At 36.4% G+C, this 24,237-nt stretch carries 27 protein-coding genes and 1 tRNA gene; 12 read left to right on the top strand and 16 right to left on the bottom strand.

Going from position 1 to position 24,237, the window contains the following annotated elements; all coding sequences use genetic code 11:
* Positions 1-7: 7 nt before the first annotated feature.
* The 4 genes from P0092_RS01340 to P0092_RS01325 all read right to left on the bottom strand — a co-directional run bounded on the left by P0092_RS01340 (position 8) and on the right by P0092_RS01325 (position 4,355).
* Positions 8-484 carry an NUDIX domain-containing protein gene (locus P0092_RS01340; protein WP_004619676.1) on the bottom strand — a complete coding sequence of 159 codons (477 nt, stop codon included), beginning with the start codon at positions 482-484 and terminating at the stop codon, positions 8-10.
* A 158-nt stretch (positions 485-642) separates the two neighbouring features.
* Positions 643-2,205, bottom strand: a complete 1,563-nt coding sequence (putP, locus tag P0092_RS01335; RefSeq protein WP_004619674.1) for a sodium/proline symporter PutP — start codon at positions 2,203-2,205, stop codon at positions 643-645.
* A 98-nt stretch (positions 2,206-2,303) separates the two neighbouring features.
* Positions 2,304-3,650 (bottom strand): beta-N-acetylhexosaminidase, encoded by a 1,347-nt coding sequence (gene nagZ, locus P0092_RS01330; protein WP_004619672.1) that lies wholly within the window; start codon positions 3,648-3,650, stop codon positions 2,304-2,306.
* A gap of 105 nt (positions 3,651-3,755) precedes the next feature.
* The gene (locus P0092_RS01325) at positions 3,756-4,355 is read right to left on the bottom strand and encodes a DUF4352 domain-containing protein (protein ID WP_004619670.1); all 600 of its coding nucleotides are present in this window, start codon (positions 4,353-4,355) and stop codon (positions 3,756-3,758) included.
* 184 nt (positions 4,356-4,539) lie between these two features.
* On the opposite strand from P0092_RS01325, the gene P0092_RS01320 reads away from it, so the two are divergent.
* The 3 genes from P0092_RS01320 (at position 4,540) to P0092_RS01310 (ending at position 6,280) form a co-directional block, all read left to right on the top strand.
* The gene (locus P0092_RS01320) at positions 4,540-5,085 is read left to right on the top strand and encodes an RNA polymerase sigma factor (protein ID WP_004619667.1); all 546 of its coding nucleotides are present in this window, start codon (positions 4,540-4,542) and stop codon (positions 5,083-5,085) included.
* Entirely contained in the window at positions 5,082-5,762 is a 681-nt protein-coding gene (locus P0092_RS01315) for a DUF4367 domain-containing protein (protein ID WP_004619665.1), read from the top strand. Before P0092_RS01320 ends, P0092_RS01315 begins: the two co-directional genes overlap by 4 nt.
* 83 nt (positions 5,763-5,845) lie before the next feature.
* Positions 5,846-6,280: a hypothetical protein gene (locus tag P0092_RS01310; RefSeq protein WP_004619663.1), complete on the top strand. Its 435-nt coding sequence runs from the start codon at positions 5,846-5,848 to the stop codon at positions 6,278-6,280.
* A gap of 583 nt (positions 6,281-6,863) precedes the next feature.
* Here P0092_RS01310 and P0092_RS01305 read toward each other — a convergent pair.
* The 7 genes from P0092_RS01305 to P0092_RS01275 all read right to left on the bottom strand — a co-directional run bounded on the left by P0092_RS01305 (position 6,864) and on the right by P0092_RS01275 (position 11,996).
* On the bottom strand, positions 6,864-8,039 hold the full coding sequence (locus P0092_RS01305; protein WP_004619661.1) for an ammonium transporter: 1,176 nt from the start codon (positions 8,037-8,039) through the stop codon (positions 6,864-6,866).
* 242 nt (positions 8,040-8,281) lie between these two features.
* Complete coding sequence (locus P0092_RS01300; protein ID WP_479692057.1) at positions 8,282-9,085, bottom strand: MerR family transcriptional regulator; 804 nt, start codon at positions 9,083-9,085, stop codon at positions 8,282-8,284.
* A gap of 165 nt (positions 9,086-9,250) precedes the next feature.
* A complete protein-coding gene (locus P0092_RS01295) occupies positions 9,251-9,673 on the bottom strand; it encodes an N-acetyltransferase (protein ID WP_004619657.1) in 423 nt (140 codons plus the stop codon).
* Positions 9,674-9,767: 94 nt separating this feature from the next.
* Positions 9,768-9,859: transfer RNA gene (locus P0092_RS01290), tRNA-Ser, on the bottom strand.
* Positions 9,860-10,113: 254 nt separating this feature from the next.
* The gene (locus tag P0092_RS01285; RefSeq protein ID WP_004619654.1) at positions 10,114-10,767 is read right to left on the bottom strand and encodes an ABC-2 transporter permease; all 654 of its coding nucleotides are present in this window, start codon (positions 10,765-10,767) and stop codon (positions 10,114-10,116) included.
* The gene (locus P0092_RS01280; protein WP_004619652.1) at positions 10,760-11,620 is read right to left on the bottom strand and encodes an ABC transporter ATP-binding protein; all 861 of its coding nucleotides are present in this window, start codon (positions 11,618-11,620) and stop codon (positions 10,760-10,762) included. Before P0092_RS01280 ends, P0092_RS01285 begins: the two co-directional genes overlap by 8 nt.
* Entirely contained in the window at positions 11,613-11,996 is a 384-nt protein-coding gene (locus P0092_RS01275) for a GntR family transcriptional regulator (protein WP_004619650.1), read from the bottom strand. The genes P0092_RS01280 and P0092_RS01275 overlap by 8 nt, the downstream gene beginning before the upstream one ends.
* Positions 11,997-12,263: 267 nt before the next feature.
* Between P0092_RS01275 and P0092_RS01270 the strand changes: the two genes are divergently transcribed.
* The 3 genes from P0092_RS01270 to P0092_RS01260 all read left to right on the top strand — a co-directional run bounded on the left by P0092_RS01270 (position 12,264) and on the right by P0092_RS01260 (position 17,243).
* Positions 12,264-15,194, top strand: coding sequence for a cellulose binding domain-containing protein (locus P0092_RS01270; RefSeq protein WP_004619648.1), 2,931 nt, complete (start codon positions 12,264-12,266; stop codon positions 15,192-15,194).
* Between the two features lie 556 nt (positions 15,195-15,750).
* Positions 15,751-16,218, top strand: coding sequence for an RNA polymerase sigma factor (locus tag P0092_RS01265; RefSeq protein WP_004619646.1), 468 nt, complete (start codon positions 15,751-15,753; stop codon positions 16,216-16,218).
* A 2-nt stretch (positions 16,219-16,220) separates the two neighbouring features.
* Entirely contained in the window at positions 16,221-17,243 is a 1,023-nt protein-coding gene (locus P0092_RS01260; RefSeq protein ID WP_004619644.1) for a DUF4179 domain-containing protein, read from the top strand.
* An 85-nt stretch (positions 17,244-17,328) separates the two neighbouring features.
* Here the strand turns inward: P0092_RS01260 and P0092_RS01255 are convergent, their stop codons facing one another.
* Both P0092_RS01255 and P0092_RS01250 read right to left on the bottom strand, forming a co-directional pair.
* On the bottom strand, positions 17,329-17,760 hold the full coding sequence (locus tag P0092_RS01255) for a DUF6442 family protein (protein WP_004619642.1): 432 nt from the start codon (positions 17,758-17,760) through the stop codon (positions 17,329-17,331).
* A 1-nt stretch (position 17,761) separates the two neighbouring features.
* Positions 17,762-17,962 (bottom strand): helix-turn-helix transcriptional regulator, encoded by a 201-nt coding sequence (locus tag P0092_RS01250; protein WP_004619640.1) that lies wholly within the window; start codon positions 17,960-17,962, stop codon positions 17,762-17,764.
* A gap of 197 nt (positions 17,963-18,159) precedes the next feature.
* On the opposite strand from P0092_RS01250, the gene P0092_RS01245 reads away from it, so the two are divergent.
* Genes P0092_RS01245 through P0092_RS01230 form a run of 4 tightly spaced genes read left to right on the top strand, consistent with a single transcriptional unit; the run spans position 18,160 to position 19,599 of the window.
* A complete protein-coding gene (locus tag P0092_RS01245; RefSeq protein WP_040758919.1) occupies positions 18,160-18,744 on the top strand; it encodes a TetR/AcrR family transcriptional regulator in 585 nt (194 codons plus the stop codon).
* Positions 18,745-18,761: 17 nt separating this feature from the next.
* Complete coding sequence (locus P0092_RS01240; protein ID WP_004619636.1) at positions 18,762-19,007, top strand: zinc ribbon domain-containing protein; 246 nt, start codon at positions 18,762-18,764, stop codon at positions 19,005-19,007.
* 15 nt (positions 19,008-19,022) lie between these two features.
* Positions 19,023-19,277 (top strand): TfoX/Sxy family DNA transformation protein, encoded by a 255-nt coding sequence (locus P0092_RS01235; protein WP_004619633.1) that lies wholly within the window; start codon positions 19,023-19,025, stop codon positions 19,275-19,277.
* A 13-nt stretch (positions 19,278-19,290) separates the two neighbouring features.
* Positions 19,291-19,599, top strand: a complete 309-nt coding sequence (locus tag P0092_RS01230) for a carboxymuconolactone decarboxylase family protein (RefSeq protein ID WP_004619632.1) — start codon at positions 19,291-19,293, stop codon at positions 19,597-19,599.
* A 58-nt stretch (positions 19,600-19,657) separates the two neighbouring features.
* On the opposite strand, the gene P0092_RS01225 is transcribed toward P0092_RS01230, so the two are convergent.
* The 3 genes from P0092_RS01225 to istA all read right to left on the bottom strand — a co-directional run bounded on the left by P0092_RS01225 (position 19,658) and on the right by istA (position 22,784).
* Positions 19,658-20,143 carry a hypothetical protein gene (locus P0092_RS01225; protein WP_004619630.1) on the bottom strand — a complete coding sequence of 162 codons (486 nt, stop codon included), beginning with the start codon at positions 20,141-20,143 and terminating at the stop codon, positions 19,658-19,660.
* 401 nt (positions 20,144-20,544) lie between these two features.
* The gene (istB, locus tag P0092_RS01220) at positions 20,545-21,303 is read right to left on the bottom strand and encodes an IS21-like element helper ATPase IstB (protein ID WP_004616432.1); all 759 of its coding nucleotides are present in this window, start codon (positions 21,301-21,303) and stop codon (positions 20,545-20,547) included.
* Positions 21,303-22,784, bottom strand: coding sequence for an IS21 family transposase (gene istA, locus P0092_RS01215; RefSeq protein WP_004616428.1), 1,482 nt, complete (start codon positions 22,782-22,784; stop codon positions 21,303-21,305). The genes istB and istA overlap by 1 nt, the downstream gene beginning before the upstream one ends.
* A 497-nt stretch (positions 22,785-23,281) precedes the next feature.
* Between istA and P0092_RS01210 the strand changes: the two genes are divergently transcribed.
* A complete protein-coding gene (locus P0092_RS01210; RefSeq protein WP_004619346.1) occupies positions 23,282-24,049 on the top strand; it encodes a class I SAM-dependent methyltransferase in 768 nt (255 codons plus the stop codon).
* A 44-nt stretch (positions 24,050-24,093) separates the two neighbouring features.
* Positions 24,094-24,216, top strand: coding sequence for a DUF255 domain-containing protein (locus P0092_RS22090; protein WP_081580250.1), 123 nt, complete (start codon positions 24,094-24,096; stop codon positions 24,214-24,216).
* Positions 24,217-24,237: the final 21 nt, after the last annotated feature.

Genomic DNA, 24,237 nt, shown 5'->3' with positions numbered 1-24,237 from the left:
AATTTAATTAGATTCCGTAAAATGAGTATTCTCCATGTTTCTCACGAGAAACAAAAGGTTTATTTTCAAATGCATTAGCTTTGTTTTCTATAACCCCCTGCAGGATTACTCTTGTCAAGTCAGGTACATCGGGAGACTTTACAGCTTCGTGTATATCCATAAACAAAGCCTCACTGTTTTCTCTGTTATCTGAATTTGGTGTTCCTTCAACATAATCCATCAGAAACACTGCATACCAGTCTTTTAAATTAAATCGTACGCCTACCAACCCCGTTGTTTTTGCAATAACGGTAGTTTCCTCTAAAACCTCTCTGCATAATGCGTCCTGTGGTGTTTCGTTGATTTTAACGTATCCGCCGGGAATAATAAGTTTTCCCTTACCTGCTCCATACGTATGTCGAACCAGGAGTACTTCATTTCCTTTTAATACGATTCCTCCTACGGATTGACACCAGTTTGTGTTCTCATCTTTTTTTCCGTCCACTGTATAGTTCCTCCGGCTATTAAATAATTTGTCCCTAACAGGATATCATAAAATAAAAGTATATGCGAATGAGTGAGCAATATGAAAAGAGACCGTCTATTTGAATAAGAACGGTCTCTTTTCGTAAACAACATTTTTCCTAAATTAATTGAGGTTTTTTAGCACTCCAATGTCTTTGCCAGTTCAAAATCATCCTGAATTTCTTTTGAAGGTGCATCTGACATAAGTGAAAACAGTACAATGGCAATACAGGACAGAACGAATGCCGGAAACAGTTCATAAATACCAAAAATCCCGCCCATTGGCTTTATAAGCAATGACCATACAAAAACCATTCCTCCGCCTGTAAGCATTCCGGCAATAGCACCTGCTCTTGTGGTTCTCTTCCAGAACAGTGAAAACAACATGATAGGGCCAAAGGTTGCTCCAAATCCTGCCCATGCAAATGCAACAACCTTAAATATGATACTGTTTTCATCCAATGCAATGATTACACCTATAAGCGCAACCAGTACAAGTGTGATACGTGAAACCGTCATAACCTGCTTGTCGTTGGCTTCCTTCTTCATAATACCCTGATAAATATTTTTTGAAAAAGCAGAAGCTGCTATAAGCAGGTAGGAATCTGACGAACTAATGGTAGCTGCAAGAATCCCAGCCATAACTATACCTGCCAGAAGTGCAGGAAGTAAATTGGAGGATAATACTATGAATATACCTTCAGACGCACTCTTCGTCAGCAATTCAGCAGGATACAGGCTTCTGCCTATAATACCTAATACTACTGCCGCAAACAGGGATATTGCGCACCAAATAGTGGCAATCCTTCTTGATTTTCCCAGTTCGTCAACTTTTCTGATAGCCATAAATCTAAGCAATACCTGAGGTACTCCAAAATAACCTAACCCCCATGAAAGAGTTGATATTATTGTAAGGAAACCGTATTTGCCTGCATCTCCAAATAAGGGATTTCCGTTGCTTCCCAACTGCTGAACACCTTTGACTGTTTCAGGCTGAGCAATTCCGAAGAAATCCAGAAAGCCTGGTATTTGTTTGACATTGTCAAGAACACCTGAGATACCTCCTGCCGTATGTACTCCCACTACCAGAATAGTACACAGAGCAAATATCATAACAACTCCCTGCATAAAGTCTGATACGCTTTCTGCAAGAAAGCCTCCTAAAAAGGTATATATAATAACAAATGCCGCTCCTGCAATCATCATGTATTGATACTTTATTCCGAATAAGGTACTAAAAAGCTTACCTACAGTAACAAAGCAGCTTGATGCATAAACAGTAAAGAATACCAGTATGAAAAGCGCTGCTATAGTCATTAGCACCTTTCTTTTTTCTTTGAATCTATTGCTGAAATAGTCTGGAATTGTAATAGAATCCCCTGCTACAGTTGAATATCTTCTGAGTCTTTTTGCTACAATCAGCCAGTTTATGTAGGTTCCTACTGCCAGACCTATTGCAGTCCATACAGCATCACTAAGTCCACACCAATATGCTACTCCAGGCAGACCCATTAAGAGCCACCCGCTCATATCCGAAGCTTCCGCACTCATAGCAGCTACCCACGGTCCCAGTGACCTTCCACCTATAAAATAGTTCTCACTGCTCTCATTAGCACGCTTTGCAAAATAAATCCCAATACCAATAACCAATACCATGTAAGAGCACATGGCAATAAAAATTTTGGTTGTATCAGCCCCCATCAACTTTCCTCCTTTAATATGTTAAATAAGCATAGTTATTATATCAGACGGGGATATTCATTTAAAGTACTTTTTAAAACAATAAATTACAAAAAATTCTATTTTAGCAAAGCACTTATTTTTTTATTTATGGACTCAGGGTCTACAGTACTTGCAGGAGTATCCGTAATTTTATGTTCCTGCTTTAGCCGAAGTATTCTTATAACACTCCGGTCTATTCTGTCCATGGGCAACTGTCCTGACTGAGCTGCATCTTTCAGCGCAGAAATTACTGCCTTCTGTTTCTCGAAATCGTGACATACAAGGACTATATCGCCTCCCGCAAGTATGGATTTTACTGCCGCCTGACCTATATTATAGTTCTTTACTATTGCTCCCATTGTAAAATCATCTGTTATAACGACTCCATCATAATTCATCTCTAATCTTAGTACATCATTAATGATGGTTTTGGAGAATGATGCGGGATTATCAGGGTCTATTTCGGGTAACAGTATGTGTGCTACCATTACAGCCTCTGCCCCATTTTCAATAGCACGGGCAAAAGGTTTTAACTCAAAATTCCTGAGCCTTTTTAAATCATTGTCTACTTTGGGAAGTCCCACATGAGAATCTGTTGATGTATCACCATGCCCCGGAAAATGCTTTACTACGGGAATAATGTTTTGTGACTGCAAGCCCTTCATAGTCTGCACTCCAAGTTTACTTACCAAATTTGGACCTGTCCCGAAGGCCCTGTCACCTATAATCGGGTTCTTTGGATTGCTGTTAATATCAAGGACAGGTGCAAAATCCATGTTCATCCCAAAGGATTTAAGTTCCTCACCGATTATACTGCCCACTTGGTGTGACACAGAACTGTTATTTAGTTTACCAATAATTTGATTTGAAGGTATTTTAAGAAATTCGTCGGGTAATCGGGAAACTCTTCCTCCTTCTTCATCTACTGAAAGAAATAAAGGTACTTTGTTTGCCCGGTTTATGTTTTTTAATGAATTCAGCAACTCAAGCATCTGGTTAGAATTCTGTATATTGCTTGTAAAGAGGATAAATCCTCCCACCCTATATTCTTCTATCATTTGCCTTGCGTGTTCATCTGCCTCATATCCGTCCAGGCCTACTATTACCAGCTGCCCGATTTTTTCATCCAGACTCATACTATTAATCTGTTCCTTTATATTATCGCTCTGTTGAACAGGCTTCTCTGAAGTATTGGCAGGTTTAGTTGCAGGCGCAGGTGTCATTGCAGATGTGTCTTCCGTATCAGTTTGATATGATGGTGTATTTAATCCCATATCTTTATTCACGCTATCGGGACTGCTACTGTTATCCCTGTTGTAAAGCAAAGCTATATATCCTATTTCAGCAGCTAAAACTACCGATAAAATTCCTATAAATATTATCAAAAACTTTCTGCGTCTGTTCTTGTATTCGGTTTTACGCACAAAAAACCCCCTCCTTGATTGCAATATAGATGATTTTGGAATATTTCTATTATAATTATATACCAACATCTATTTAAAATCGCTTTGGGGGTAATATGTTAAAATTTAGTATAGTATTACCGGTGTACGACCGTCTCCATCAGGCCCTTGAATAATCAACCTCAAGCCTTTTGTGACTTTCGGTACTTCATATGCAATGCCCCCTCTGACCTCAGAAGAAGCAGCTATATGTCCATCCAGTTGTTCCATATTTTCATCATCAAGACAAGAAATAGCTCCTAATGACGTATTATTATATAACGTTCCAAACCTGTCTGTAAGATCAAACATAGTTTTTGAATTTATAGTTGCTGTTTTCTTTAAATTATTCTTTACGGTAATATCAATAAGCAAAAAAGTTCTTCCTTTATCTGCTTCAAATGATTCTGACTTCTCACTTTTTTTATATGCATTAACTGTATAATCCAAACCTTTTACGGTTACGCTTTTATCTATTATTATCCAATCTTCGTTTTCCACGCTTGTTTTATGTGATTTTTTTGCGTCTGAAACCATGCCCGGTGTTTTATCGTCTGCTAAGCTGTCATGTGTAGTTGTTACAGATGATGATGCTAATGAATTGTCTTTAGAATTTGATATTGATTCGCAAGCACATAGTGCTGAAATGATAACGGCAGCAAAAAATATTAATAAACTCCTTTTCATATAATGTCCTCTTTTTTATGCCTCGATGCAATTTTCGCCCATTTTTAAAGCTCGTTACATATTACACCATTATATGTAATCTGTCAATAAAACATAAACGAATTTTAACGTTGTAAAAATTATTAAAATATTGTAAATTTAGTATGCCTATTCACATTTTAACAACTACATTGGAGGGATTATTTTGCTGGAATTCTTTCTATCAGTTCTGGAAACAGAAGACGAGAGAAATAAATTTACTACGCTATATACATATTATGAGAGTACAATGTACAATGTTGCATTCAGTATACTCAGAGACCGTTATCTTGCAGAGGACGCTGTACATGATGCACTATTAAAGATTATAAACTATATCCCGGATATTTCAGATATTAAATGTCACAAAACAAGAGCCTTAATCGTTATTATTATCAAAAGCACGGCCATAGATATTTATCGTAAGCGGGACAAGCAATATACTAATGAAAAAACTGAGCTGCCCGAGGAGGCTGATACAAGCGAATTGCCGCTGGACCACATTATCGCTGACGAAAGTTTTAACGAGTTAAAGATAAAACTTAATAAGTTAAGTAAGGAGTATCTTGACATTATTATGTTAAAACATTTGTACGAACTGTCAAACAATGAAATCTCAGATGTTCTGTGTATTTCCGGCGACGCAGTAAGGCAACGTCTAAGTCGAGCTAAAAAGGCCATCAGAAAAATAATCGAGGAGGAAAATAAATGAGTTCACCAAAGACGTTGCAGGACGTTTTAATATCTGTTTCAAAAGATACCCAGAAAAATTTATCATCTGAATTGGATACATATACGTACCCTTTGCATAAGTTCTCAAGAAGTTATGCAAAACGTAAAAAACTGATTCTCAAGTCACATGACGAGTTTTTATCTGTTTATGGTTTTAGAAAACGGATTCTCATTCCATTGGTAATCATCATTACTATTTTAACATGTGCAATGAGTGTTCCTGCAATCCGTGAACCTGTGATTACCTTTATTGTTAACGTTTATAATGAAATGACTGACTTCATTATAAGGTCGGACAGCAACGAGAATCAGGTAGTCATTAATGATTTTGCATTGAATTATGTCCCTGAAAACTATACCCTGCAAGATACACGGACAACTGCAAGTATAAAAACAGAGGCCTATAAAGATAATTCAGGCCATAGTTTTTCTTTTACTCTGGAGTATTACAATAAGGGAATAAATTTTTCAATGGATACTGAAGATTCAAAAGTAACTGAAACCCAAGTACAAGGCATGAAAGCTGTAATTTCAGAAAAAAACGGTTGTGTAAATATTGCAGTTTTTGATAATAACAGTCATCAGATTTGGAACTTAACGGGAAATATAGATTGTGATGTTGCATTAAAAATTGTACATAATGTCAAAATAAAATAATTTTTTAAAAAAATTACATTTATGTGTCACAAATACCTTCTTCCTTTCGTTATATATATAAATAAGAGAGAGGGGGTTGTTTATTGAAATACGGTTTTCGTAAATATTTTATTGTGTTGCTCTGTGTATTTTGTCTGGCTGTACCTGCGTACGCTAATATAACATATGCAGCAGACAACTCAGCAATGGTAATTCAGCCATTAAGTCTTTATGTTAGTTCTACATCAGAAAATGTAGATATTTCTGATGGTATTGCGACTTGTTCTTCCTCTATAAGAGCAACTCCAAATGTAACTGAGGTAATAATTGTGGCAAAGCTCCAAAAATATCAAAACGGTAGTTGGGTAACTCAGGATACATTTACAGAAATCTCTTATACATATTATGGAGCGTTAAGCAGAACATCTGCTGTAGCTCATGGATACTCATACAGGTTGGTCACTACTTACCAAGCTGTAATAAATGGGTTCTCAGTGGAAACTGTAACCAAGACTTATAATTATGGACTGTATATGTAATTTCTTAATTATAGGTCTTTAGATTGCTATGATATATGATTTTCTTTATCTGGATTATTTTGGGTGGTAGGAATTAATCGTATTTTATATTTAATTTGGTATGTTATTTTTTTCACATCAAGACAGGCATAGCTTTTGTAATAGAATATTCAAAAAGGATAAGGTGATCATTTGTCCCCAGTATTGCAGTGAGTATATCGTCGAGCGGTCAGTTGTTGAAACATTTGCAATTACCGCATAGTTCAGCTGTGGCATCCTTGGTTATGACATTTAGATAAAGCTGGACGAAAAGCTTCAAGTCAGAAATATAAAAATTTATACCTCAGTTTTGTATAATCCCGATTTTATTTTCGCTTGAGTGACGTGCATTAATTTTATACCATTCATTCTACTTTAATATATCATTGTAAATGTTTTAAATCATGTACATTTTTGTTATATTTTAAATTTGGCTTACCACCCAAAATAATCCAGATAGGAACGTCTTAATTTCATATGCGTTACAATGCGCAAACTTCAAAAAGAATATGCCATACAGTTAAAAACCGTATGGCATATTCTTTTTTTTTGTAAAACTACTTATTTATGCAGCTTCTTCTACAGCTTCTTCAAATTCATCCCCATCCTCATATACTGCTTCCTTTGAACCTGTCAGGCGAATTATATTTCCGGATATAATTCCTCCCACAAATGCCAGTACAACAGTAAATACAATGCCGGCTACCTGTGCTTTAGCAGCTTCGGGCACAACAAATATTGCTATAATACCCCCTAACAAGCCTGGCATTCCATGCAGATTGTGAACCCCGCAGGTATCTACTATTTTTAAAAGACGTTGCAGTCTTGGCTGTATTATAGTGTAGCCCACAACACATAATGCTCCTGCCAATAGTCCTATCAAAAAGGCAACATGTGCACTTACCAGATTACAAGTTGCCCCTATTGCTACTCCTCCGGCAAGGCTGGCGTTCGCAATATCTGCAATGGCAGGCTTGCCTTTTCTCAATAATGCGCTGAACAAATATGTAATCAACGTTGCTCCACATAATGCAAGTACAGTATTAACTACTGTTTGCTCAAATTGCTCTGCAGGTACGATGGCACTGCAGAAGCTGGGCCAGAATATCCAAAGTACCATTGAACCAAGCATGGAGAACCTGTCAGAGGATGCATCGCTTTCAATAGGATGATCCATATGCTTTTGCTTAGTCAGTGCTATAGCAAGTCCCAATCCAAAATACGCGCCAAAGGCATGGATAACTATAGAGCCTGCTGCATCCACAAAGCCCTTTGTTATTCCAAGTCCTCCATCTAAGACCAGCCATTCATTAATCATATAAATAGGAACAAGAAATACCGAAATGAGGGCATATTGATAGAGGCGAAGTCTTCCAAGCACTGCACCCATTGAAATAAGTGCGGCTGCAACTGCAAATTCTGCCAATAATAAACCTTTGATTGTTTGAGGATTAACCGATTCTAAAGAAATGACACCCGTATACCTTAGTAACAGGTAAAGAGGAATTCCGGCACCAACAACCAAATATGTTCCTGTGGTTGCACTGTAGCCGTATTTTTTTACGAATACCATTAAAAAACCAAAACCAACTAATAACATTGCTAAGATATTGATTGAAAAGTTGTACTGCTGAACCTGCCTTATGCCATCAACTGCTTCGTTGGTGCTTGCAAAAACACTAAAAGGCATAAACAGAGTTAAAATAAAACCTGACAAAAGAACAAATAAACCTTTTTTCATTATTCTACCCCTTTGTAAAATATTTTTATTAAGTTTTTAAACAAAAAAACGTTCACAAAACAGTAAGTTAACTGTTTCGTGAACGCCATTGTTCGCATCAAAATAATATACCATCAGGATAAATATGTCAATAAAAATGAAGGAGAATAATCTCAAAATTTCAGTTTTTTAATAATATATAATTAATTCTACATGCTATATATGATTAGTTTGCAAGTTTAGCAATTTGGAGTTTCAGTAATTCACTCATTATAAAAAGCTTCTATTGCCTGCGCAAAAAACTCTGCTGCACCCTCCCCATACTGTTCGTCAATTGCTTGTTGACATTGCATGTTTCGGTAGGACTGCGCAACTGCAAGCATCAAACCCTTTTCTTCTTTCATCTGGCAAATCTGTTTCATGACGAAACCATACTCACCTATAATCCCCTTCACTTCAAAAGAGTTGAGATCACAACCTCGTCTCCCTATCAGCTTTTGACGGATTGCATCTTCCCGTTTCTTGTAGCTTTCGGCAACTTCTTTGCTGATTGGATTTTCCAGAGTTGAGAAATAAGCATCTTTACCACCATACCACTCAATTACTTTTGCATAGCGTTTTTGTACATCATCTGACGATACAACTTCTATATAATGCTTCTTCCACCGCTCTACGCTGCCAAATTCACCAATGGCTGTTTGGCGCATTTCCTTAGGCATACTGTCAAACATAAGCTGAAACATTTTCTCTATTTCCGTTTTAGTAAAAACTGTAAAATCCATCCTATTGTCTCCTTTCAGAATGTCATCCATACTGGCAATCAGACGTTCCATCCGTTCTTTCTTTGACACCAGCATTTCTCTCTGCATTCGCAGAATTCGGTTTCTATCAAGAGTCGGGCTTTCCATGACGGCTTTAATTTCTTTTAGAGGTATATCAAACTCACGAAAAAACAATATTTGCTGTAAAAGCTCCAAGGCTTTATCGTCATAAAGCCGATATCCCGACTCACTCTTATCCGTGGGCGAAAACAATCCAATCTCATCATAATAGTGAAGCGTGCGCACGCTGATGCCGGTAAGTTCTGATACTTCTTTTACGGTTTTCACACCATCTGGCCTCCTGCTCTTGATAGGATAACTATACTCTATGACGTTCCGTTAGGGTCAATAGTTTTTTAAGATATCATTAGTTTTTAGTTTGGATTTGAACTAACATAATGTAGATTATTCTCATTTTACCCAATTCATACTTAATTCAATTTTTCCTGTATTTTCATCAATCTGCTCATTGGAGATAGCAAAACTCTCACGAAGATAGAAGCTAACAGCTCTGCTGTTCTCTTGATAAACATTTAAAGACAACGTAGCTTTTTTATCCTTAACATAATCTAATAATTTTTTGCCTATACCACTTGATTGTACCTGCCGAGAAACAAATATTCCTGCGATATAATTATCCATTAAACCTACAAAGCCTTGAATAATATCATTTTCTTCGTAGAGATAGATGGTGGCATTTGGCATCATAGTTTTTACAGTATCATAATTACTTTCCCAATATCCATTATCTATAAAAGAATGAGCAGAAATATTGGTATCTAACCACAAATCCATTATTCTATCTAAATCTTGCTTTTTAAAATCTCTAATCATGAAATCTCCTGTATATAAATAATCTTTGCTTTTTCATATCATCAGTAAAGTAAAAAGTCATATATGAGCTCAAATCTCATACATGACTTTTTATTGGCGGAGAAGAAGAGATTTGAACTCTTGCACGGCTATTAACCGCCTACCGCATTTCGAGTGCGGACCCTTCAGCCACTTGGGTACTTCTCCACAGAATACATGTAATATTGTACACGTAAACCCAAACGGTTTCAAGCTTTTTTCCTGACATAATTTCTTCACAAATTTTCAATAAAATAGTCATAAATTTAGGTTATGCTATTTATAAGCATAACAGAGGTGTCTCAGTCGGATTCGCCATTTTAGACGACGCCCTGTGCTTCTGAACTTTTGCTATACATCCTTTTGACCGGACTGTATTACACATAATTAGTTCCATGAACATGCAGTCCGGTCTCTTTATTTTAATCAATCCGACTATATATTCTTTGTGAAATCCCTATAGAAATGCAGTAAAATATAATACTGGTCAGTATACTGATTGCAAGCAAGCCATACGGATTGTTCAGTATTGCTATGGAGGATAATTCCGCCAACTTATCAGAACTCATTCTTTTTGCTACTTCACTTGTTGAAAAAATTCCAAGGAAGGGCAGAAATGATAAAAATCTTCCCTTTATACCTCCGAATTTGTAGAAGAGCGGCAACTGTATTGCAGTAAAGAAAAAGTATATAAAATGTCCTACACTAATCCCAATTAAAACATCGTCAACTGTAAAATTCACCTTTGTTATAGTCAATATAATAGCGTTTGCAGTTATTCCTACAAGATTTAAAATTACTCCTTCCATAAGTATAAACAGGTACCTCCCTGTCACAATATTATTTCGGCTTATGGGAAGAAGTCCGTAAAGTCTGCTTAGGTCATTCTTTTCGGCAACAGAGAAGGTATATCCCGAGGTCATTGCCATAAAACACATGCAGAATAAAATCCCCGATACCATATCCTTCGTGGTGTACATTATGATTAGCGGAGATGCCAGTGCAATCAGCATAATCTTTATATATGGTTTTATTAGTGCAAAATCCAGCTTTACAATTTTTAATATATTAGTCATTGCCTCTACCCCCTCTGTTTGTAAAAACAATAATATCGTCAATGGAAACAGGTTCACAGGCTAAGTTTCCGTAAAACCTTAAATCCTCGGTCTTAATCAACCCCTCAAAGCCTGTAGAATATTTCCTTATTCCAATCATTTTGCGTTCCTGTTCAGTGGTAATATCGGTTTTACCTCCCTTTACCATTCTGAAGCCGTCAATAAACTCGTCCTTGGTTCCTGTGTAAAATATGCAGCCCTGATTAATAAAAGTAATGTAGTCTGCAATCTTGTCAAGGTCCGATGTTATATGTGTGGAGAATAATATACTCCTTTTGCCGTCTCCTATAAATTCTGTCATTATATCAAGAAACTCATCTCTCGCCACCGGATCCAGTCCGCTTGTTGGCTCGTCAAGTATCAGAAGTCTCGCATCATGGGATAATGCACATGATATCATCAGCTTCATCTGCATACCTCGTGAAAGGTCTTTTACCTTTTTGTCAGGGCTAAGTCCGAATTTTTGTAAGAACGATTTATACTTTTCAGAATTCCACGTACTGTAAAACATACCTACATAGCGCTCAACTTCTTTTACAGTCCAATCCTGAACAAAATAGTTGGTGTCAAATACCGCACCTATACTTTCCTTAATCTGTATCTGTTGAGCAACGCTATCCAACCCCAAAATCTCTATATCACCGGATGTTTTTTGCAGCATGTTAAGCATAAGCTTGATAGTAGTGGTTTTGCCTGCACCGTTAGGCCCTACCAGACCCATAATGTATCCCTGTGGTAAAGAAAAGCTGATATTGCTCAGTTTAAAAGTATCAAAGTTTTTGCATAAGTCTCTTATTTCTATATCGTTATTCATAGTCCTCATCCTCCATAAGAATTTTCAGCATTTTGACAAGCTCCTCTTCTGATACGTCCGCTCTTCTTGCAGACTTTATAGCAGCAGAAAGATTTTCCTCTATATCCCTTAAAAGCTGTTCCCGAATAAGTTCTGAGCCTCTCCCCAGCACATAGCAGCCTTTACCCTGTACATTGGTGACATATCCCTCCTGCTCCAGCTCAGTGTATGCTCTGGTCGTTGTAAGCACGCTGATTTTCAGCTCCCTTGCAAGTTGTCTCAATGACGGTAACAATTGGTTTTCTTCAATTTCACCCGACAGTATTGAACTTTTTATTTGTTCTTTTATCTGTTCGTATATTGGTACCCCGGATGTATTGGAAATTATAATTTTCAATTTTCCCTCCTGCTTATTACTTTCACTACTCTGATTGTTATAATTGTTATTACTGTTATTGTTGTTACATATACAGTATATACACACTATTATAAAGTGTCAAGATTTATTGGAACCATGAAATTATAGTAAAAGGTTCTTTGTAATTAATTGTATTGTTTGTCATAAAATGTTGATTAAACAAATCCCAAATGTTAAAATAATACATAATTGTTTAAAGTATGAATTTGATAATAAAACTACTTAGTTTAACAAAAGGAGAGTCTTATGAAGAAACCAAGCAAAATCATTTCTGCAACCTTAGCATTTCTGCTTTTATTTCAGGTGTTTGCCTTTGTTACAAATCAACAGGTCAATGCTGCAGGCGGTGCTTTAAGAGTTGAGATGTATATGGAAAACACCTCTACAACAACAAATACTATATCCCCCAATTTTAAAATTGCCAATTATGGTGTAAATTCCGTAAGCCTGTCAAATGTTACTATCAGATACTATTTTACCAAGGACAGCGCAAGTACACAGAATTTCAACTGTAATGTTTCAGGGGTAACAGGCAGCTTTACTGACATGACTGCCCCCACTGCTAATGCGGATAACTATCTGACAATAAGTTTTCCGTCAGGAGTATTTCTGGCTCCAAATACAAGCATTGAGCTTAAAACCGGCATTTCCAGAGCAGACGGATTAGCTTACAACCAAGGGAATGATTATTCCTTCAGTTTAACTAATACCGGCTATACAGAGTGGAGTAAAACCCCCGCTTACATAAACAACATTAAACTATGGGGGTCCGAGCCTGTTTTTGACTCTACACATGGATTTCTGGTAATTGTAAGCAGCAAAATCTATGGTGCATGTCAAAGCGAATTAAATACATACCTGTCTGATTTGGCAAATGAGGGTTGGTCACCTACACTCATAAAAGTAAATAACGAGCCTGACAGTAGCTTTTCAGGAGATGATAGCTTTCATGTTTGCGAAAACCCAAATGCCCTCAAGCAGGTAATCAGGGGATATTACGAGCAGGGCTATAAAGGTTTTGTAATTATAGGTTCTGCTCCGTCAATACCCAATGCCCTTTGGAGAGTCGATCCAAATTCTACCGACCGGGGGCCAACTGATTTATTTTATGCAGATATGGGCACTTGGTGCGATATAGGCAACGACGGTACATATGAGAGCTATTACGATTCCACTGCTTCACCAAGACAACCTGCGAGCCCTGATAACCCACTCTTTATTCCTGACATGATATACGGAAGGATATCAGCAGGAGCTATCTCAGATTCTGTTCAGCAAGAAAGCACTAAAACCAAGGCATACCTTTCAAAGATACATGACCTTCGTCTGGCAGGAGGAAATCTGAGTTTTGAGCCTAAAGCCTTTTGCTTTAGCGATGATGATTTTGTGACTAGTGAGTATGATAAAGTGTCATATTTGAAAGATTTAGAAAGGGATGTTTATGAAGTTTCAAATAGAACATCCACAAGCAAAGACAAATTTCTGGAGCTTCTTAATGGCGGATATAGAATAGGGTATGAAACTATTCATGCATCTCCAACTGGTTGGGGTATACCGACTCATCCTTACGGAACAGAGGATTCCACCAAAACTGATCATCCATCCATAGACGACATTAATGGAACAACCATAAAAGTAAACTATATACAACTCAACTCATGTTCTGCATGTGACTATACAACGGAGAATTTAGGTGAAGCCTTTCTGTTCAATAATGCAGATACATATAGCACTTTAAAAAATTCATATGTTTATAATGTAACAGGAATGACAATATCTTCTTCCACTTATGTTGATGAACAGTATTTTGAAGATTTAAAATCTGAATGTATAGGTACTGCATTTAAAAATCTTATGACAAGAAGAGCAGATAAAATAGCACAAGGAACATTATATATATTCGACCAACCTGCATATGTGCTTTTGGGTGATCCCACTATAAAATATAACTTTACCAAACCCGCAAACAAATGCCCTATTGTCACAAATGATCTTTCAGATGTAAATGCTTATCCCAACAAGCCCTTTAAAATTAATTTTAAAACAACGGATTATGAAAATGACCCGGTTTTTCTTGATGTTGCCGGATTACCCGAAGGAGCTTCTTATGACAGCAATACCAAAACCATTGACTGGGTGCCACAGACTTCACAGGCAGGAAACTCATATAATGTTACTATAACTGCTTATAACAAGAATCTTTCAGGTGAACCTGCTAACAAGTATGTGCAGAATTTTACAATTTATGTTTCAAGAATGAATCTATTCCCTCAGGATATTCCTAACCCGGGGTTTGAGTTATTAAATAATGATGGAACACCATCTGACTGGACCAGAAGCACATGGAGTGGTGGAGAATTATCTGTGGATTCTGCAGTTAAACATAGTGGAAATTACTCAGCAAAATTTAGCGGAAATAATCCCGGTTATTATGAGCTTAATCAAAGTGTAGAACCAAACACCCATTATCTGGTCAGCACATATGTAAAAACCTCCAATCTTATTAATCCAACTTTTATGGGTACATATTTCAGCATAAATGGAAGTATTTCAAATGATTCTACTTATAGCACTTCGTTATCAGGTACTAATGACTGGACTCCGGTATATTTGCATTGGTATTCTGGGGACAACACCAACATGAATATAAAATTGCAGTTTGGAGCAGGAGCAAGCGGTACAGCCTGGTTTGATGATTTCAAGGTAGAAAAGGATTATAATCTTGGCTTTGAATTTTCTTTAAACAATAAAGCTTCCGGATGGTCTTTCTACAGCTTTAACAGCAATCCGGACACCAATTCAATATCTATGTCTGAAAGCACCACTAAACATAGCGGCGTACGTTCAGTAAGCATTTTATCTAACCAAGCCCCCAATTATGCTTTTTTGTATAAAAATATACCTGTTGAAGCAAACACCAACTATCGTGTAAGTGCATGGGTTAAAACAAGAAATATTAACAGTGTAGCCACAGGTGCAAGCCTGTCAGTAATATACGGCTCAGACACAGTAAAATCTGAGTCAGTTATTGATGCAGAAACTCAATGGAGACAGGTTTATGTAGATTTCAATTCAGGAAACAATACAAGTATCAGAGTCAATTGCAGACTTGGTGACTTAACTGACTTTGTTCAAGGAACTGCATGGTTTGATGATGTAACCATCGAAAAGAAGTAAGACAATTAAAGGGGTTGTCGCTATTTTGTGCCAACCCCTTACTGTTATTACAAAAATTCAACTACTTTTGCTTATAAAAATTCATAACCGGCCCCACTTCCAGATAGTCAAAGTGAACAGCCCCATCAATGCTTTCGTAATACCCAAATCCACAACTCTCAACTTCTGAAAATCCCCCTTGGTTTTAAATACCCTTCTTGCCACTTTTCAATACGCTTATGCATATTCATGCGTTCTCCTTTTCTTAAGGACTAACTGCTGCACCCGCAAAAGAAGTTCTTACAATCCTTAGACAAAATCTATCCACTTTTTTATTACCTGCTGAAACAATTTATAAATATATGGAATAAGTATACAATATTTAGAACGGGTTTGTTATATGCATAATGAAAGCGATTTCATGCCGGGCATCCAAAAGTCCTATCCCATAGATATACTCTACAGTAATTTAATATATAAATAATTATTTTTATCAGAACCAAACTGTCTGTTCCTGAATCTAATTAGTGTATGACGAATTCAGCTGAAAGAAGTACGAAGGGAGAACACATATGTTATGGATAGAATTAACTTTGCAGAAGAGGTAAGAAAATCGGAAACAACCTTGTATCACGTATCAAAATCTATCCTGCAAAACGATAAAGACTGTGAAGATGCAGTTCAGGAGGCTATTTTGAGAGCTTACAATAAATTGAGTTCTCTAAAAAAAGAACAATTTTTCAAAACATGGCTTGTAAGGATTCTGATACATGAGTGCTATAAAATCAGACGTTATCGTAAGAAAGTTATTTCCTATGAAGAATACATAAATCCGGAGGATACAACTGAGCCGAAAGATTATTCAGAGTTGTATTTGAGTATTATGAAGCTTGATGAGGATTTAAGAACCATAGTAATTCTATATTACATAGAAGGTTTCAGTGTAGCAGAAACAGCAGACATTTTGAAAATGCGTGAAGGTACGGTAAAAAGCAGGCTTTCAAGAGCAAGAACTAACTTAAAAAAATATTTACAGGAGGTATAAGTATGCAAAGGAATGATTGGAAAAAAGAATTTCCGGAGGTACCAACAAGGTTTCATAATAAAATAGAAACTGCATTAGATGAAATTACTGCAGTAAAACATAAAGGATTATCAAGAAAACGTATTGCTGTACTTGCATTAGTAGCAGTATTAGCCCTTGGAAGTTTCACTGCTATGGCTTCAGGTTTATTTCAATGGAATCAAAAGTTAGCAGAAATATTTGGCGCCGATAAAGAGCAACAGAATAATTTAATTGAAAAAGAAGTAACACAGCAAGCTAAATCATCAGTAACGGATAATGGTCTCACAATTAGTCTTGTGCAAACCTTACAGGATAAGACCTACTTTTATACTTTACTGGAAGTTACGGCACCAAAAGATATAAAATTGACCGATACAAATTTATTTGAAGAGTGTGAGTTTGATGTTTCCGGGCAAAAAGATTATTCTTACAGCTCAAGCCACGGATTTATGAGCGTTACCCAAGAACCTGAAATAACAAATAAAAGGTATTACGAAATCTGGATTAAAAAAGATATAGATTTCAACGAGAAGGAATTCTCTATTCACTTTAAGAATTTACAGGCTGATGCAAAGAAGCTTGATATGTATACCGTTTTGAACGGGGATTGGACGCTAACCTGGAAAACGTCATTTAAGGACTCAACCAAGAATTTTGACATAAACAAAAAATGCAATTTATCCGGTTATAATGTATTAGTAAAAAGAGTTGAACTTTCACCTTTATCAATGACAATTTACTTTGACGGAGAAGATATTAAATCCATGGAAAAAGCAGAAAAAGTTGACTTAGATAAATTAGAGACTCTAGAACCACTATCCTTTAAAGGCGTTAAATACAATGATGGGTCGGTTATTCCTATAATAGGTGGCGGTAGTGAAGGTTTTGACAAAAGTACCGGCGAATACAAACTAAGCACTTCCTTTGACAAAGTAATTAAAATTGAAAATGTAAAAGAATTATTATTTGGAGCAAAGAAGTCCAAAATAGAATTAGCTAAATAGGAATTGTACATTTTTGCAAATATATTAACTTTTGCCCATAACTTTTAAATTAGTTATGGGCAAAATTAATATTAATTATTGATTTCTACATTTCTTTATCATATTTGCATCGGTAATAAATTCCATATACGGCAACAAAAAGATATGCGAATACCATAAGCAGAACTGTAATCATGTCAATACCCATTAAAGCAAATGAAATCAATAATGACCCGAATACAAATATCATCATATCATAGGCTTTTGCTTTTGCTCGATTACCAATCGCTATGTTTCGTTCATCATTCCGGTCTATCTCCAACCGCTTTTCAATATCGGGATTGTTTTTTATAGCTTTACGACTGATGTTATTTCCCATTCCATGACCGAAAATCCCACAGCCAAGTCCAACGCAAACATATGGTAAGGCTCGCATAATACCCTGTGGGTCTGCAATAGTTTTTATAAGGTATAGTCCTGTTCCAAGGAGTATCAAGCCTAAAATTATTATTAAATATGACCATGTGTTCTTTTTCACATTAATTATCCTCCTCATAAATAAAAATTTCTTCAATATTCATTTTAAAGTATATGGCAATCTTAAACGCTAGAATTATAGATGGATTGTATCGTCCATTTTCCAGCGACCCGATTGTTTGCCTTGATACTTCTAGAACTCTTGCAAGTTCTTCCTGACTTATTCCTCGCTGCTTTCTGATTTGCTCCAATCTGTTTTTCAAGCTCAGTCTCCTTTATACTCTAATGGAAAGTTAACTTTACATTTTGAGTATAGTACTACTGAGCAAAAATGTCAAGTAAGCTTTCCATAAGCATTTATAAAAACGCCGGCAAATTGCCCGGCTATCTACTTTCTCTTGACAAACCTCATAAAAAGATTTACATTATGTGTATACTCATTGAGTTGGAGGTCATTGAATTGTCACAAACAAAGCGTCAAGAACAAAAAGAACTTACTCGACAGCGGATTATGAATACGGCATTTCGTATATATGCAGTAAATGGATTTTCTACGCCCACAAATATAATCGCTCAAGAGGCTGGGGTCTCTCATGGTGCAATCTTCGTTCACTTTCCTACGAAAGAAGTATTGCAGCTCCATGTATTAGAGCGATTTGCAAAAGAAGTTTTAAAAAAGCTACACGGCCTTTCTACAACAAGCGAAGATATTTCAGAATTGCTCCATGCTCATATTAATGTCCTGCATAAGTATGAAGAATTCTATAAAAAAATGATTCTGGAAATTGCATCCTTGCCAAATGAAGCAAGGGAAATAATTATTTCTCTGCAATCAGCAATGTCCTGGCATTTTAGCACTGTGATTGAACAAGGGCAGAAAGCGGGGCTTATAAAAAAAATCCCCTTGCATATGCTATTCAATACGTGGATTGCTATATTACACTATTATCTGCAAAATGCCGACTTATTTGCCCCTGGTGCATCGGTTCTGGATTGTTGCGGGGATGAATTAATAAACACCTTTGTTACACTCATTTCACAATAATACGAGGAGGAATGGAAATGAAAACATGTATTGCTTGCGGTATGCCTATGAATGACATAACAGAATATGCAATGAACGACAGTTCAAAAGATTATTGTGTTCATTGTTCCCGTCCAGATGGGTCAATGCAGTCTTTTGAAGAAAAAAGAAGTTCGCTGACGAGCTTTATCATAAAAACACAAGGATTAGATAAAAATGTAGCATTGAAAATGGCTGAGGCCATGATGAAGAAATTACCCGCCTGGTCTGAACACTTTGCATGAAAAGGGGATGGTTCTATGGGTGCATTATCACATTTGCCCAATGTTGGTAAGGTGTTAGAAAACAATTTAGTGCAAGTGGGAATAGAAACTCCGGAGCAGCTTCGAGAGATAGGCGCAGAAGATACTTTTATTCGCATTCGTGCATGTGTCGACCACGGAGCATGTCTACACATGCTCTATGGTATACAAGGCGCAATAGAGGGAGTGCCTTATAGATTTTTGGAAGACAGCACAAAACAAAAGCTAAAGAAATTCTTTAAAACACTATAAGGAGGTATTATTTATGAATGTCAGTAACGCATTTGAAACCTTTTCAAAAGAAACACCCGAAGTCCATAAGGCTTGGATGGAAACCATTCAAAAATTAGACTCAGCAAGCGCATTGGACCACAAAACGGAAGAACTTGCTTATATCGCCGTTTTAGCGGCTATACGACTTGAGAGCGGATTGCCCTTCCATGTGAAAATGGCAAAGGCAAGTGGTGCGACAAGAAATGAAATAATCAGCAGCATATTGGTGGGGCTCCCCGCTGTTGGAAATGCTGTTATACAGGCATTGCCTGTAGCTTTAGAAGCTTATGACAGTGAATAAAGTTGAGGACTGCCTTTCTTACATTGAGGGCAGTCCTTTGCTGTTTTTAACGGATTCTTCAGGTATCCACATGAAGATATTCCAATTCACTCAATCTCTCTCTAAAGTGGGTAAGATGGCTTTTCATATGATTAACATAGTGGTTTAATAAGCTTTCGAAAGTTATGTATTGAGAATCTTCATCCCAATTGATATTCCACCTATTCTCCAAGCACTTTTCATCTAAATTCAAGAGAATATTTATTATTAACTTATTATAATAATAAAACAACAAAAGAAGTTCTGAGAATTTCATATTTTGGTGCTTTTGGACTCTTAGCCACTCACTATTTTTATAATCAGGAAATTCAAGTACTTCCGATAGTTGAAATCTTATAAAGCGTTGGTGATTGTTTGATGCAGAATCAATCAAGTGTCCTACTATTTCTTTTAGAGTCCATTTGTCCTGCGAAATTCTGAGTGACGTTATTTGTTCATCAAGTCCTGAAAAGTCATTCTTGTATATTTCAATTATTTTCCCCAACTCTATGGCTATTTTGTTCATAAACCCTCCCTAATTGATATGGCAATTTTTTCTACACTCAATAATTTTTATTAATAAATGTAATTATACCCGAAAATAAAATCTGAATATATAAATCCTTTATATCAAATAATAGTATAGGAATACCTATTGATTGCTATAAAAAATAAAAAAAATATAGGAGTGAAGTGTAGTGGCACAGATTCTTTCATGGCTATTGTTAATAGCACCTTGGTTTTTACTCATATTTATAGACAAAAGAAAATTTAGTAAATTTTTATCGGTTGCATTCTTTACTGCACTCTTGGACACAATTTTATTCCAAATGGCTCACATATGGAACTGGTGGACCATTACTGTTAATGTCAATCGAAATTTAGGCCACTTGCTGGTCAAATTTTAGGCCACCTATACATAAAAATTTAAACATTCTCAGTCTGTTTGGCAAGGGCCTGTTTAAACCGATAACTGTCACCATTAATATTTAATATATGGGCATTATGGGTTATCCGATCCAATAAAGCCGCAGTCATTTGTTCATCTCCCAACACCTCCGTCCATTTTGGAAATTCCAAATTTGTAGTTATGATTAGACTACCTCTTTCATATCGGGAAGAACAAAACTGAAACAGCAATTCCGCACCTACCTTACTGAATGGTACATATCCCAATTCATCCAGAATAACTAAATGTGGCCCCAACCACTGTTTTTCAAGCTTGTTTAAACGATATTCCTGTTGTGCTGCAAGTAATTCGTTTATCAATCCTGCTGCCGTATAGAATTTTACTCTCATACCCTGACGGCAGGCTTCATAACCTAGAGCCGTTGCAATATGTGTTTTACCTACACCAGAGCTACCTACAAGTATTATGTTTTCCCTGTTCCCAATATACTCCCCCTGCATTAACTTCAATATTTTGGGCTTGCGTAGGGACGGGATTACTTTAAAATCAAAACTTTCAAGTGTTTTAATTACTGGAAAGCATGCCTGACGTATGCCTCTTTGAATACGGTTGTTTTCTCTCTGGTGAACTTCCTGTTCCAATACTCCTAACAAGTAACCCTCATAATCAAGATTGTTATCTGCGGCTTCTCTCGCTAAAGACTCGTAGATCTTGGCAGCCTGAGGCATTTTTAGTTTTTTAAAATATGCTTCTAGAAGCATTTTGTTAACGGCCATTAATGATCACCCCCTGTCATCAGTATGCTATATTTATCAAGATTAGGAGGTGTTACAATAACTTCCGGAATGCTCTGAAGCTTGTCCTTGTTAATGGGATCTGCTTTATGGCTTAAAACCAATGTCTGCCCCAGTATGTTAAGTACCCCGTCATATCCGTAAACATTGTATTCCATTGCTATTTCAATAGCTTCAGTTACCTGTGAAGGATGGTAATCTCTATGGAGCATAAGTATTTTTACAAATTCCCGGTTACCTCTGGGATTCCTTGCTAACAGGCAGCGGCGATATTGTTCATAGATAGGGGGAAGTGTCTGAGGGTTGTATACTTTTGTATTTCCTAATGCTCGAGATTTGAAAAGCAAAAGTTCCAGATAGTGATCCAGTATGATACTATCCTTATTGCGGCCATGTATTCTGAAATGTTCTGCGATTGTAGAGCCTTTTGAGATAATTTTAATCTCTTCAGCAGTTGCCCTAACTGTCACCTTTTCTCCAACATATGAAGTAGGGACGGAGTAGCGGTTGGTTTCAAATTGTATCATTGAATATCGGTTAACTTTAGCCTCTTTATACCTTGCTCCATCAAACCTTACTGTGGGCAATGGCCTTAATGCGGATTTTTCAGCTTCCCATTTTGAGTTTTTCTCTAATAGCTTAATACATTCATTATGTAAGTAATGATTTAATTCCTCAAAGGAATTTACATCCGGATAAGGTACAAAGAATCTTCTGACTACTTCTTTACCTGCATTTTCTACTCCGCCTTTTTCATTACCCCTAGCAGGTCTGCAGAATGTAGATTCATAAAGGTAATGAGTGCGAAGAGATATGAATTGCTCCTGTTCTTCCCGATTACTGCCCTGAAGTACCTTCTTAACTGCTGTTTTTAAATTGTCATAGGCTATCTTGTAGGGTACACCCTTCATAAACTCAAAACATTTAATATGTCCGTCAAAGAATGCCTCCTGCTTCTCAAAGGGATATGCCCTTACATAGAAGCCTCCAGAGCCTCTCAATTTCATAACAAAAATATGAGCCTTTGTTTCCTTACCGTTCAGATAGAAATATGCCTCTGTCCAATCTACTTCCGCATAAGTTCCGAGCTCAAATTCCAACGGAAGAAATGCTTCTTTTTGTTTTCTGTATTCCTGCCTGAGAAAGTCAGAAACAGTGTTGTAACCACCGCTAAAGCCTTCTTGCCTTAAAATTCCAAATATTTTTGTTCCGGTATGCCGTTGTTTACGATGCCTTTGCTTATCATCTTCGATAATTTGCCGAATCATTGGTATATATGGTCCTAAAACAGGATGGTTGCGTTCTTTGGTTAGCTTATATTTAGGAGGTTTTGTCTCCTCCAGAGATAAATACTTTGAAATTGTATCCCTGTGAATTCCGGTTCTGCGGCTTATTTCTCTGATACTTAGGTCTTCCATAAAGTACATTTTTCTGATATCTTCTAATTGTGCCATCTTAATCATACCTTTCCTCCTGTACGATAGTGTCTGGATAACAAAATCATACAGGAAAATTTGATTAAGGTGGCCTATTTTTTTACCGGTAAGTGGTACAATTTTAGAATAGCATTAACAATTACAAACAACGTGTTCTTTCTTACTGACGTTTCATCTTTTGAGTATGGATTTCTTCCTGTTGTAACAATCTACGTATTTTATATTACTTACCCAAGGTTTTGGTTATTTGTTGGAACTAATATTATCCTAGATGTAGTGCAAGCATTTATCATTAGCCCGTTTATTTTTGAAAAATTCGGACTGTATAGGTTGAATATTAATCGATTTGAATTTTTCCTTGTAATATTTTGCATTGTTCCTATTATTTATTATTATCAAAAATGGTATGATAAAGTATCAGGTAATATTTCAAAAACATGAAAATCTGTAGAGATAAACACACGAAAAATGTGAACGATTATGGGGTTTTAAATATTTAGTTTTGTATCAAGGGGGAAATTTAGATGGATTTACGTTTTACATTTAATGAAGACGTATTAAATTATGATAAAATGCGCCCAACCTATGTAAAGGAATTATATGAAAATATTATACAATTCTCGAACTTGGACAGCAATAAAAATGCTCTTGAAATCGGTATCGGAACCGGACAGGCTACACTACCTTTTTTAAACACGGGGTGTAACCTTACAGCCGTTGAGCTGGGCGAAGACATGGCTAAGTTTTCTAAAGAGAAATTCGCAAAGTTCCATAATTTTGATGTTATAAACAGCGATTTTGAAAGTGCTAATCTTAAAAAGGATGATTATGATTTGATTTACTCTGCAACAGCTTTTCATTGGATTCCTCAAGAAGTCGGCTATACTAAGATCTTTAACTTATTGAAAAGTGGCGGTGTCATGGCCTTGTTTTGGAATCATGTTTCACGAACCGACGCAGAACTTGATTTTGCCATGCAGGAAGTTTACAATAAATATAAATCAACCAATGAATCTTCGATTCACAAATTCAGCGAAGAAAAATGCTTGGAAATTGCGGAAACAATAAAGAAATACGGGTTTGTTGATGTTGGATATAAATTATATTACCAAACCAGGTTCTTTGACGCTCCTAAATATATGTCACTTCTTAATACCAACTCCGACCACAGGGCAAGGCCAGAGGAGACTCGCATTTTAATTGAAAATGAATTGTCAAATGTAATAAATAATTTTGGCGGTAAAATTGAGATAAAAGATACGATTGATTTATATTTAGCAAGGAAACCATAACTTCCCCTAATAAGCATAACACCGTAAATTCAACATTTAAACATATGATACAAATAATAGAGTCTTGGTTCACTATGCACTCCTTTGCTCAGGTCACAAGTGAAGACAAGCCTATTATTTTGAGTATCAGCTACAGCACTTGCCAATGGTGCTATGTACGCATATAACAGAAGATATTTACTCTAACC

Source organism: Ruminiclostridium papyrosolvens DSM 2782 (assembly GCF_029318685.1).
GTDB classification, from domain to species: domain Bacteria; phylum Bacillota; class Clostridia; order Acetivibrionales; family DSM-1351; genus Ruminiclostridium; species Ruminiclostridium papyrosolvens.
The sequence above is the reverse complement of the archived record's forward strand: the minus strand, read 5'-3'. Positions and strand labels throughout refer to the sequence as shown.